Annotated in this window: 8 protein-coding genes; 7 read left to right on the forward strand and 1 reads right to left on the reverse strand. The window is 56.0% G+C overall.

Going from position 1 to position 12,114, the window contains the following annotated elements; all coding sequences use genetic code 11:
* Nucleotides 1–111: 111 nt before the first annotated feature.
* From cmoM to BFV63_RS07535, 7 genes are all read left to right on the forward strand, one after another.
* Nucleotides 112–891: a tRNA uridine 5-oxyacetic acid(34) methyltransferase CmoM gene (gene cmoM, locus BFV63_RS07505; protein WP_003858212.1), complete on the forward strand. Its 780-nt coding sequence runs from the start codon at nucleotides 112–114 to the stop codon at nucleotides 889–891.
* A gap of 3 nt (nucleotides 892–894) precedes the next feature.
* Nucleotides 895–2,217: a chromosome partition protein MukF gene (gene mukF, locus BFV63_RS07510; protein ID WP_069597472.1), complete on the forward strand. Its 1,323-nt coding sequence runs from the start codon at nucleotides 895–897 to the stop codon at nucleotides 2,215–2,217.
* Nucleotides 2,198–2,902 (forward strand): chromosome partition protein MukE, encoded by a 705-nt coding sequence (gene mukE, locus BFV63_RS07515; RefSeq protein WP_003858208.1) that lies wholly within the window; start codon nucleotides 2,198–2,200, stop codon nucleotides 2,900–2,902. Before mukF ends, mukE begins: the two co-directional genes overlap by 20 nt.
* The gene (mukB, locus tag BFV63_RS07520; protein WP_057059453.1) at nucleotides 2,902–7,350 is read left to right on the forward strand and encodes a chromosome partition protein MukB; all 4,449 of its coding nucleotides are present in this window, start codon (nucleotides 2,902–2,904) and stop codon (nucleotides 7,348–7,350) included. Before mukE ends, mukB begins: the two co-directional genes overlap by 1 nt.
* A 179-nt stretch (nucleotides 7,351–7,529) precedes the next feature.
* Nucleotides 7,530–9,353: a L,D-transpeptidase gene (ldtD, locus tag BFV63_RS07525; RefSeq protein ID WP_003858203.1), complete on the forward strand. Its 1,824-nt coding sequence runs from the start codon at nucleotides 7,530–7,532 to the stop codon at nucleotides 9,351–9,353.
* Between the two features lie 175 nt (nucleotides 9,354–9,528).
* Entirely contained in the window at nucleotides 9,529–10,080 is a 552-nt protein-coding gene (gene mepK / locus BFV63_RS07530; protein WP_003858202.1) for a peptidoglycan L,D-endopeptidase MepK, read from the forward strand.
* 20 nt (nucleotides 10,081–10,100) lie between these two features.
* Nucleotides 10,101–10,748 (forward strand): MBL fold metallo-hydrolase, encoded by a 648-nt coding sequence (locus BFV63_RS07535; RefSeq protein ID WP_022650729.1) that lies wholly within the window; start codon nucleotides 10,101–10,103, stop codon nucleotides 10,746–10,748.
* A gap of 54 nt (nucleotides 10,749–10,802) precedes the next feature.
* Here BFV63_RS07535 and BFV63_RS07540 read toward each other — a convergent pair whose 3' ends face one another.
* Nucleotides 10,803–11,993: an amino acid aminotransferase gene (locus BFV63_RS07540; RefSeq protein ID WP_003858198.1), complete on the reverse strand. Its 1,191-nt coding sequence runs from the start codon at nucleotides 11,991–11,993 to the stop codon at nucleotides 10,803–10,805.
* Nucleotides 11,994–12,114 lie beyond the last annotated feature (121 nt).

Below are 12,114 nucleotides of genomic sequence, written 5' to 3' on the forward strand. Positions count from 1 at the left end.
TTCCTTTTTTAACCATACAGCAGGCGATTGTCGGTGATATTACACCAGAGTGGTTCATTCTCCGCGCGGGTGTGACAAAATAGCGGTTTTGCAGTGAGTGGAACCCTCCCAATGCGGGATCGCAATTTTGATGACATCGCGGAAAAGTTTTCGCGCAACATTTATGGCACCACCAAAGGTCAGCTTCGTCAGACGATCCTCTGGCAGGATCTGGACAAGCTGCTGGCTGAATTCGGTGACCGACCGTTGCGCGTGCTGGATGCCGGCGGTGGGGAAGGTCAGACTGCAATTCTGATGGCGCAGCGGGGACATCACGTCACGCTTTGCGATCTTTCTGCCGAGATGGTTGCGCGCGCCGGGCGAGCGGCAGAAGAGAAAGGTGTGAGCGACAACATGCATTTTATACATTGCGCCGCTCAGGACATTCCGCAGCATTTGGAAACGCAGGTTGATCTGATATTGTTTCATGCTGTGCTCGAATGGATCGCCGAACCCCAGGCGATGTTAAAAACGCTGTGGTCGATGTTGCGCCCGGGCGGTGCGTTATCGCTGATGTTTTACAATGCCAACGGCCTGCTAATGCGAAACGTGCTGGTCGGCAATTTTGGCTACGTACAGCAGGGCATGTATAAAAAGAAACGACGCACGCTTTCACCGGATTTCCCCCGTGAACCGCAGCAGGTCTATGGCTGGCTGGAGGAGATCGGTTGGGAAATTACCGGCAAAACCGGCGTGAGGGTGTTTCATGATTATCTGCGTGATAAACAAAAACAGGATGACTGTTTAGACGCCTTAACAGAAATAGAGACGCGGTACTGCCGCCAGGAGCCTTATCTGAGCCTTGGCCGCTATATACACGTCACCGCGCGCAAGCCGCAGATGCAAGGATAATCTATGAGTGAATTTTCCCAGACAGTCCCCGAACTGGTTGCCTGGGCCAGGAAAAACGATTTCTCCATCTCGCTGCCGGTAGACAGACTCTCATTCCTGCTGGCGGTTGCGACGCTAAACGGCGAACGCCTGGATGGCGAAATGAGTGAAGGCGAACTGGTGGATGCGTTCCGCCACGTCAGTGATGCGTTTGAGCAAACCAGCGAAACCATTAGCGTGCGTGCCAACAACGCAATCAATGATATGGTGCGTCAACGTCTGCTGAACCGCTTTACCAGCGAGCAGGCGGAAGGAAACGCCATCTATCGTCTTACGCCACTGGGCATTGGCATTACCGACTATTACATCCGCCAGCGCGAATTTTCCACGCTGCGTCTCTCCATGCAGCTCTCTATTGTTGCAGGTGAGCTGAAGCGTGCCGCCGACGCGGCTGATGAAAACGGTGACGAATTCCACTGGCATCGCAACGTTTACGCGCCGCTGAAATACTCGGTCGCCGAGATTTTCGACAGTATCGATCTGACTCAACGTCTGATGGACGAACAGCAGCAGCAGATGAAAGACGATATCGCTCAACTGCTTAATAAAGACTGGCGTGCGGCTATCTCCAGCTGTGAACTCTTGCTGTCAGAAACGTCCGGTACGCTGCGTGAGTTGCAGGATACGCTGGAGGCGGCGGGGGATAAGCTACAGGCCAATCTGCTGCGCATCCAGGACGCGACAATGGCGCACGACGATCTGCATTTTATCGACCGTCTGGTGTTTGATTTGCAGAGCAAGCTTGACCGCATTATCAGCTGGGGCCAGCAGTCAATCGACCTGTGGATCGGTTACGACCGCCACGTGCATAAATTTATCCGTACCGCCATCGATATGGATAAGAATCGCGTCTTTGCTCAACGTCTGCGCCAGTCGGTACAGACCTATTTCGATGCGCCGTGGGCGCTGACCCACGCCAACGCTGATCGTCTGCTGGATATGCGCGACGAAGAGATGGCGCTGCGCGATGAAGAGGTCACCGGTGAACTGCCGCCGGATCTGGAATACGAAGAATTTAACGAAATTCGCGAGCAGCTTGCGGCGATGATCGAAGAACAGCTCGCTGTCTACAAAACCAGACAAGCACCGCTGGATCTTGGCCTCGTGGTACGCGACTATCTGGCGCAGTATCCGCGCGCGCGCCACTTCGATGTTGCCCGCATTGTTGTAGACCAGGCGGTGCGCCTGGGCATCGCACAAGCCGATTTCACCGGACTGCCGCCGAAGTGGCAGCCGATTAACGATTACGGAGCCAAGGTACAGGCGCATGTCATTGACAAATATTGAACAAGTGATGCCAGTTAAGCTGGCACAGGCGCTGGCGAATCCGTTGTTTCCGGCGCTGGACAGCCAGCTGCGTGCCGGTCGTCACATTGGCCTTGACGAGCTGGATAATCACGCCTTTTTGATGGACTTTCAGGAGTACCTGGAAGAGTTTTACGCTCGCTATAACGTTGAGCTGATCCGCGCGCCGGAAGGGTTTTTCTACCTGCGTCCGCGCTCTACCACGCTTATTCCGCGCTCGGTGCTTTCCGAACTGGATATGATGGTCGGCAAAATTCTCTGCTACCTCTATCTCAGCCCGGAACGTCTGGCGAATGAAGGGATCTTCACCCAGCAGGAGCTTTACGATGAGCTGCTGTCGCTGGCGGATGAAAGCAAGCTGCTCAAGCTGGTGAATAACCGCTCAACGGGGTCCGATCTGGACCGTCAGAAATTACAGGAAAAAGTTCGCTCATCCCTTAACCGTCTACGCCGTCTGGGAATGGTCTGGTTCATGGGTCACGACAGCAGCAAGTTCCGCATCACCGAATCGGTCTTCCGTTTTGGCGCCGACGTGCGTGCGGGTGATGATGCGCGTGAAGCGCAGCTGCGCATGATACGTGACGGTGAAGCGATGCCGGTGGAAAACCATTTGCAGCTCAATGACGAGCACGAAGAGAATCAGCCGGATAGCGGGGAGGAAGAGTAATGATTGAACGCGGTAAATTTCGCTCACTGACGCTGATTAACTGGAACGGCTTCTTTGCCCGAACCTTCGATCTGGATGAGCTGGTGACAACGCTCTCCGGCGGTAACGGGGCGGGTAAATCCACCACCATGGCGGCCTTCGTGACGGCGCTGATACCTGACCTGACCCTGCTGCACTTCCGTAACACCACTGAAGCGGGCGCCACGAGCGGCTCTCGTGATAAAGGTCTGCACGGTAAGCTGAAAGCGGGCGTTTGTTATTCAGTGCTGGACGTGATCAACTCCCGCCATCAGCGCGTGGTTGTTGGCGTGCGTCTGCAACAGGTTGCCGGCCGCGACCGTAAAGTAGATATCAAACCGTTTGCGATCCAGGGGCTGCCTACCTCCGTACAGCCAACCGCGCTGCTGACGGAAACCCTGAATGAACGTCAGGCACGCGTCCTGACGCTCCAGGAGCTGAAAGACAAGCTGGAAGCCATCGAAGGCGTACAGTTTAAGCAGTTTAATTCCATTACCGACTACCACTCTCTGATGTTCGATCTCGGCGTGGTAGCCCGTCGTCTGCGCAGCGCGTCAGATCGTAGTAAATACTACCGTCTGATTGAAGCCTCCCTGTACGGCGGTATCTCCAGCGCCATTACCCGCTCCCTGCGCGACTACCTTTTGCCGGAAAACAGCGGCGTGCGTAAGGCCTTCCAGGATATGGAAGCCGCGCTGCGTGAAAACCGCATGACGCTGGAAGCGATTCGCGTTACGCAGTCTGACCGGGACCTGTTTAAGCACCTGATCAGCGAAGCCACCAACTACGTGGCGGCGGACTATATGCGCCACGCCAACGAGCGCCGTATTCATCTCGATCAGGCGCTGGAGTATCGCCGCGAGCTGTTTACCTCCCGCAAACAGCTGGTGGCCGAGCAGTATAAGCATGTCGAAATGGCGCGCGAACTGGGCGAGCACAATGGTGCGGAAGGGGATCTGGAAGCCGATTACCAGGCGGCCAGCGATCATCTGAATCTGGTGCAGACCGCGCTGCGTCAGCAGGAAAAAATCGAGCGCTACGAAGCCGATCTTGATGAGCTGCAAATTCGTCTTGAAGAGCAAAATGAAGTGGTGGCCGAAGCTGCCGAATTGCAGGAAGAGAACGAAGCCCGCGCGGAAGCCGCCGAGCTGGAAGTGGATGAGCTGAAAAGCCAGCTCGCTGACTACCAACAGGCGCTGGACGTGCAGCAGACGCGTGCGATTCAGTACAACCAGGCGTTGCAGGCGTTGCAGCGTGCCAAAGAGCTGTGCCATCTGCCGGACCTGACCCCGGAAAGCGCTGACGAATGGCTGGATACCTTCCAGGCCAAAGAGCAGGAAGCCACTGAGAAACTGCTTTCTCTCGATCAGAAAATGAGCGTGGCGCAAACGGCGCATAGCCAGTTTGAGCAGGCGTACCAGCTGGTGGTGGCGATTAACGGTCCGCTGGCGCGTAACGAAGCGTGGGACGTTGCCCGTGAGCTGCTGCGCGACGGCGTCAATCAACGCCATCTGGCCGAACAGGTGCAGCCGCTGCGCATGCGCCTGAACGAGCTGGAACAGCGTCTGCGTGAACAGCAGGAAGCCGAGCGTCTGCTGGCGGAATTCTGCAAGCGTCAGGGTAAAAATTACGATTTCGACGAGCTTGAGGCCCTGCATCAGGAACTGGAAGCGCGTATTGCGGCCCTGTCCGATACCGTATCGAATGCCAGCGAACAGCGCATGACGTTGCGTCAGGAGCTGGAACAGCTTCAGTCCCGTTCGAAGACGCTCTTACAGCGTGCGCCGATCTGGCTGGCTGCACAAAGCAGCCTGAACCAGCTCAGCGAACAGTGTGGCCAGGAGTTTGCCTCCAGCCAGGACGTCACCGAATACATGCAACAGCTGCTGGAGCGTGAGCGTGAAGCGATTGTTGAGCGTGACGAAGTGGGCACGCGCAAGCGTGACGTCGATGAAGAAATCGAGCGTTTAAGCCAGCCTGGCGGCTCAGAAGATCCGCGTCTGAATGCCTTAGCCGAGCGTTTCGGCGGCGTGCTGTTGTCTGAAATTTACGACGATGTTGGTCTGGACGATGCGCCGTACTTCTCCGCGCTGTACGGTCCATCCCGTAACGCGATTGTGGTGCCGGATCTGTCGCTGATTTCTGACCAGCTTGCAGGGCTGGAAGACTGCCCGGAAGATCTCTACCTCATCGAAGGAGATCCGCAGTCGTTTGATGACAGCGTATTCAGCGTTGACGAGCTGGAAAAAGCGGTGGTGGTGAAAATCGCCGATCGCCAGTGGCGCTATTCGCGCTTCCCGGAACTGCCGCTGTTTGGCCGCGCCGCGCGTGAAAGCCGCATTGAAAGCCTGCATGCCGAGCGCGAAACGCTTTCTGAACGTTTTGCGACCCTGTCGTTTGATGTACAAAAAACGCAGCGTCTGCATCAGGCGTTCAGCCGCTTTATCGGCAGCCATCTGGGCGTGGCCTTTGAGCCCGATCCGGAAGCCGAAATTCGCAAGCTCAACACCCGCCGCGGTGAGCTGGAGCGTGCGCTGGCTAGCCATGAAAATGACAACCAGCAGAGCCGCGTCCAGTTCGAGCAGGCGAAAGAGGGCGTTGCGGCGCTTAACCGCATTCTGCCGCGCCTGAACCTGCTGGCGGACGATACGCTCGCCGACCGCGTGGATGAAATTCAGGAACGACTGGACGAGGCGCAGGAAGCCGCGCGCTTTGTGCAGCAGCACGGCAATCAGCTGGCGAAGCTGGAGCCGATGGTTTCCGTTCTCCAGAGCGACCCGGAACAGTTTGAACAGTTAAAAGAGGATTACGCCTGGTCACAGCAGGTGCAGCGCGAAGCGCGTCAGCAGGCGTTTGCCCTGACGGAAGTGGTGCAACGTCGCGCGCACTTCGGCTACTCCGATTCAGCAGAAATGCTGAGCGGGAACAGCGATCTTAATGAAAAGCTGCGCCAGCGCCTTGAGCAGGCGGAAGCGGAACGTACGCGCGCGCGCGAAGCGATGCGTACTCACGCCGCACAGCTGAGCCAGTACAGTCAGGTGATGGCGTCGTTGAAAAGCTCCTTCGACACCAAGAAAGAGCTGTTAAACGACCTGCATAAAGAGTTGCAGGACATTGGCGTGCGCGCCGACAGCGGTGCAGAAGAGCGGGCACGTATTCGCCGCGATGAGCTGCATGCTCAGCTCAGCAACAACCGTGCGCGTCGTAATCAGCTGGAAAAAGCGCTGACCTTCTGTGAAGCGGAGATGGACAACCTGACGCGTCGCCTGCGCAAGCTGGAACGTGACTATCACGAGATGCGCGAGCAGGTTGTGACCGCGAAGGCGGGCTGGTGCGCGGTGATGCGCATGGTGAAAGACAACAACGTGGAGCGTCGTCTGCACCGCCGCGAGCTGGCGTATCTGTCGGCCGATGAACTGCGTTCTATGTCGGATAAGGCGCTGGGCGCGCTGCGTCTGGCGGTGGCGGATAACGAACACCTGCGCGACGTGCTGCGCATGTCCGAAGATCCGAAGCGTCCTGAGCGCAAAATCCAGTTCTTCGTGGCGGTGTATCAGCACTTGCGCGAGCGTATCCGTCAGGACATCATCCGTACCGACGATCCGGTTGAAGCGATCGAACAGATGGAGATCGAGCTGGGCCGTCTGACGGAAGAGCTGACCTCCCGCGAGCAAAAGCTGGCAATCAGCTCCCGCAGCGTGGCGAATATTATTCGTAAAACCATTCAGCGCGAGCAGAACCGTATCCGTCAGCTGAACCAGGGCCTGCAAAGCGTGTCGTTTGGCCAGGTCAACAGCGTGAGGCTGAACGTGAACGTGCGTGAGGCGCACTCCACGCTGCTGGACGTGTTGTCTGAACAGCATGAGCAGCACCAGGATCTGTTCAACAGTAACCGCCTGACCTTCTCCGAAGCGCTGGCGAAGCTGTATCAGCGTCTGAATCCGCAGATTGACATGGGCCAGCGTACGCCGCAAACCATCGGCGAGGAGCTGCTGGACTACCGCAACTATCTGGAAATGGAAGTTGAGGTTAACCGTGGCTCAGACGGCTGGCTGCGCGCGGAATCCGGTGCGCTCTCTACCGGTGAAGCCATCGGTACCGGTATGTCGATTCTGGTGATGGTGGTGCAGAGCTGGGAAGATGAAGCGCGTCGTCTGCGCGGCAAAGACATCTCTCCATGTCGTCTGCTGTTCCTCGATGAAGCCGCGCGTCTCGACGCCCGCTCCATCGCCACGCTGTTTGAGCTTTGCGAGCGACTCGATATGCAGCTCATCATCGCGGCGCCGGAAAACATCAGTCCGGAAAAAGGGACAACCTATAAGCTGGTGCGTAAGGTGTTCCAGAACAGTGAACACGTGCACGTCGTGGGCCTGCGTGGTTTCGCCCCGCAGCCACCGGAGTCATTACCGGGCACGGCTGACGCCTCTTAACCTGGGGTGCGACAAATAGCGGCGCTCATGCGCCGCTTTTTTTATTCACTTAACTTGTGTTCAGGGCTGCGTTATCTTTAAACTTCTTTACATAAGGCAAGGCAGCAGCGTGTATGCCTTTCTATACTGAAGGAAAGCTCCAGAATACTGGGCATGTCGTGAAAAACAGGGGGCAAGGGATGTTGCTTAAGAAGAATCGTGGTCGTCAGCTGTCTGCGCTGAGTTTGTGCCTGACAGTGATGTTTGCTCCACTGTTTACCGCTCAGGCCGATGAGCCTGAAATTGTACCGACTGACAGCTCCGCGACGATGGGCGCGCAGCCGACGTCGCTGTCACAACCGCTGGATCAGTCTCCGGCGACGGCCATCATGGCCGGCATTAAACCACTGCCGGAAGGCATCGATACTGGATCATTACGTCAGCAGCTTATGACCGGGCTGCCCTCGGGCTATACTCCCGCTTATATTAACCAGCTCACGCTGCTTTACGCTGCGCGCGATATGAAACCGATGTGGGAAAATCGCGAGGCGGTACGTGCCTTCCAGCAGCAGCTGGCTGAAGTGGCGATTGCAGGTTTTCAGCCGCAGTTCACGACCTGGGTTGAACTCCTGACCGATCCTGCCGTGACCGGACAAGCGCGTGACGTGGTGCTGTCTGATGCCATGATGGGCTACTTACAATTTGTTGCGGGGATTTCGGTGAACGGCAACCGCTGGTTATACAGCAGTAAGCCGTACAAGCTGGCGACGCCTGCGCTGTCCGTCATTAACCAGTGGCAGCTGTCGCTGGATAACGGCGAACTGCCGCGCTTTATCGCAAGCCTTGCGCCTGCCCATCCGCAGTATGCCACGATGCATCAGTCGCTTCTTGAGCTGGTTGCGGATTCCCGCCCGTGGCCTCAGCTGCGCGGCACCACAACGCTGCGTCCGGGGCAGTGGAGTAGCGATGTGCCTGCGATCCGCGAAATTATGAAACGCTCCGGCATTCTCGACAGCGGCCCTAAAATTGCGCTGCCCGGTGACGAGACGCAAAATGCGGTCGTCAGCCCGTCGGCGCCGGTAAAAGAGAAAACCGCCGTTGCGTTGAGCAATAAGCCCGCCGCTTACGATCGCGAGCTGGTCGCCGCAGTGAAGCAGTTCCAGGCCGCGCAGGGGCTGGGCGCTGACGGCGTGATTGGTCCATCTACTCGCGACTGGCTGAACGTCTCTCCGGCCCAGCGGGCTGGAGTGCTGGCGTTGAATATCCAGCGCTTGCGCTTGCTGCCGGGCACGTTATCCACCGGCATTATGGTCAACATTCCGGCGTACTCCCTGGTCTACTATCAGGACGGTAGTGAAGTGCTGGCGTCCCGCGTGATTGTCGGCCGACCTGACCGTAAAACGCCAATGATGAGCAGCGCGCTGAATAACGTGGTGGTTAACCCGCCGTGGAACGTGCCGCCGACGCTGGCGCGCAAAGATATTCTGCCTAAGGTCTGGAATGACCCGGGTTATCTGGAGCGACATAACTATACGGTGATGCGTGGCTGGAACAGCAAAGAAGCGATTGACCCCTGGATGGTGGACTGGTCAACGATTACGCCTTCGAACCTGCCGTTCCGTTTCCAGCAGGCACCGGGCGCACATAACTCGCTGGGACGTTACAAATTCAATATGCCAAGTTCGGACGCAATCTATCTGCATGATACCCCGAACCATAATTTGTTCCAGAAAGACGCACGCGCGCTCAGCTCGGGCTGTGTCCGCGTGAACAAGGCCTCTGAGCTGGCAAATATGCTGTTGCAGGATGCAGGCTGGAACGATACGCGGATATCAGATGCGCTGAAGCAGGGAGATACGCGTTACGTCAATATCCGCCACAATATTCCGGTCAATCTTTACTATCTGACGGCGTTTGTAGGGGCAGACGGACGTACCCAGTATCGTACAGATATTTACAATTATGATCTGACAGCGCGATCCGGCGCACAAATTTTGCCAAAAGCGGAACAATTAATCAGGTAAATGAAGTAGTTCGGTAAAAATGATTGTCGTAAGTTATGGTGAATATGAGGCGATCTGGCTGCAAGCCGCGTATTTACTGGGGTTGGGCGCCTTGACGTAACAGGTTTTGCCAGTTATGGTGCCCTTCGTGCGCTAAGCATATTGACAATTTCTTTTACCTGTAGACCTGATTATCATGGACAAATTTGACGCTAATCGCCGCAAATTGCTGGCGTTAGGTGGCGTTGCGCTGGGCGCAGCAGCCATCCTTCCGACGCCAGCATTTGCCACCCTCTCGACACCTCGTCCGCGTATTTTAACGCTCAACAATCTGCATACTGGTGAGACGCTTAAAGCGGAATTTTTCGATGGCAGAGGCTATATTCAGGATGAATTAGCAAGACTCAACCATTTTTTCCGTGATTTCCGCGCGAATAAAATCAAAGCCATCGACCCTGGATTATTCGATCAGCTTTACCGCTTGCAGGGACTGCTAGGGACCAAAAGGCCGGTGCAGCTCATCTCTGGCTATCGCTCTCTGGATACCAACAATGAACTGCGTGCTCACAGCCGTGGGGTAGCGAAAAAAAGCTATCACACCAAAGGGCAGGCGATGGATTTCCATATTGAGGGCGTTTCGTTAGCCAATATTCGCAAAGCGGCGTTATCTATGCGCGCAGGTGGTGTAGGATACTACCCACGTAGCAACTTTGTGCATATTGATACCGGGCCGGTTCGGCACTGGTAATAACGAAACACAGGAGCAGTATGAACTATCGTATTATTCCGGTTACCGCGTTCTCACAGAACTGTTCATTGATCTGGTGTGAACAAACTAAACTGGCCGCGCTTGTTGATCCCGGTGGCGACGCTGAGACAATCAAGCAGGAAGTCGCTGCCAGCGGTGTAACGCTGATGCAGATTTTACTCACCCATGGCCATCTCGACCATGTGGGTGCAGCGGCTGAACTGGCTGAATACTACGGTGTGCCGATTATCGGCCCGGAAAAAGAAGATGAGTTCTGGCTACAGGGATTACCTGCTCAAAGCCGTATGTTTGGCCTGGAAGACTGTCAGCCACTGACACCGGACCGCTGGCTGAACGAAGACGATCGCGTTAACGTAGGGAATGTAACTTTACAGGTGTTGCATTGCCCCGGACATACGCCCGGCCATATTGTCTTCTTTGATGACGTGTCGCGTCTGCTGATTTCCGGTGACGTGATTTTCAAAGGGGGCGTAGGACGCAGTGATTTCCCACGCGGCGATCACGGTCAGCTGATTCAGTCGATTAAGCAGAAGTTATTACCGTTAGGTGATGATGTGACGTTTATCCCTGGACACGGACCAATGTCAACGCTGGGGGATGAGCGGTTGCATAACCCGTTCCTTCAGGATGAAATGCCTGTCTGGTAAACCCGGTAAAATAAAAAAGCCTGCACGATGCAGGCTTTTTTTTAGGGATGCAGGTTACAGCACCGCGACAATGGCTTCGCACAGCGGCGCCATGTTGTCAGGCGTCATACCTGCAACGTTCACGCGGCCAGATGCAACGGCATACACGCCAAACTCTTCACGCAGGCGCAGCACCTGCTCTTTGGTCAAGCCGCTGAAGGAGAACATGCCGTTCTGCTTGATGATGAAGCTGAAGTCACGGTCAGCGCCTTTCTCAGCCAGCGTGTTCACAAACAGCAGACGCATGCGCTGAATGCGCTGACGCATATCGTTCAGCTCTTGCTCCCAGATGGCGCGCAGCGCATCGTTGCTCAGGATCGTCGCGACCACAGACGCACCGTGTGCCGGTGGGTTGGAGTAGTTAGCGCGGATCACGGACTTCATCTGGCTGAATGCGCGATCGACGGTTGCTTCGTCAGCAGCCACCAGCGTACAGGCGCCGACACGCTCGTTATACAGACCAAAGTTCTTGGAATAGGAGCTTGCGACTATCAACTCCTGATGCACGGCGGCGAATGCACGCAGACCTTCTGCATCTTCTTCCAGACCACGGGCAAAGCCCTGGTAAGCGAAGTCAAACAGCGGCAGCCAGCCTTTTTCAACGGACAGCTTAGCCAGCTGTTCCCACTGCTCAAGCGTAGGATCGATACCGGTTGGGTTATGGCAGCAGCCGTGGAACAGCACCACATCGCCCGCCTGGGCTTCGCTCAGGCTGGCCAGCAGGCCGTCGAAATCCAGCGCGTGGCTGGCTGCGTCGTAGTAGGCGTATTCACGCACTTCCAGACCCGCAGAATTAAACACGCTCTTATGGTTCGGCCAGCTTGGATTGCTTACCCACACACGCTTCACAGAAGTGTTTTTCGCCAGGAAATCTGCCGCCACGCGCAGTGCGCCGGTACCGCCTGGGGTCTGCGCCGTGCGGGCGCGTTTTTCGCTCACAATGGTGCTGCCTTTGCCGAACAGCAGCTCCTGGGTGCAGCGACCAAATTCAGGGATACCATCAATACCGAGGTAGTTTTTGGTGGTTTCGTTTTCCAGCAGATACTGCTCAGCTTTTTTGACGCTGGTCAGTACCGGAGTTTTGCCGGTTTCATCTTTATATACACCAATACCCAGGTTGATTTTTCCAGGGCGGTCGTCGGCGCGAAACAGATCGGCCAGGCCCAGAATTGGGTCGGCAGGAGCGGCAGTAATGTTCTCAAACATGACGAAGTTCCATTGTGATTACAGAAGTGAAATCCGCTATCAGGTTAACGGTAGATTTACAAAATGCCAACCGTTTGCGACGAAAAGCGTGCGGCTTTTCAAAAGTCGCTATTATTTTCTC

The organism is Enterobacter hormaechei subsp. xiangfangensis, from assembly GCF_001729785.1.
GTDB classification, from domain to species: domain Bacteria; phylum Pseudomonadota; class Gammaproteobacteria; order Enterobacterales; family Enterobacteriaceae; genus Enterobacter; species Enterobacter hormaechei_C.

Coding starts and splice junctions, on each gene's coding strand:
- cmoM (WP_003858212.1), top strand. CDS start 112: ATGCGGGATCGCAATTTTGATGACATCGCGGAAAAGTTTTCGCGCAAC.
- mukF (WP_069597472.1), top strand. CDS start 895: ATGAGTGAATTTTCCCAGACAGTCCCCGAACTGGTTGCCTGGGCCAGG.
- mukE (WP_003858208.1), top strand. CDS start 2,198: ATGTCATTGACAAATATTGAACAAGTGATGCCAGTTAAGCTGGCACAG.
- mukB (WP_057059453.1), top strand. CDS start 2,902: ATGATTGAACGCGGTAAATTTCGCTCACTGACGCTGATTAACTGGAAC.
- ldtD (WP_003858203.1), top strand. CDS start 7,530: ATGTTGCTTAAGAAGAATCGTGGTCGTCAGCTGTCTGCGCTGAGTTTG.
- mepK (WP_003858202.1), top strand. CDS start 9,529: ATGGACAAATTTGACGCTAATCGCCGCAAATTGCTGGCGTTAGGTGGC.
- BFV63_RS07535 (WP_022650729.1), top strand. CDS start 10,101: ATGAACTATCGTATTATTCCGGTTACCGCGTTCTCACAGAACTGTTCA.
- BFV63_RS07540 (WP_003858198.1), bottom strand. CDS start 11,993: ATGTTTGAGAACATTACTGCCGCTCCTGCCGACCCAATTCTGGGCCTG.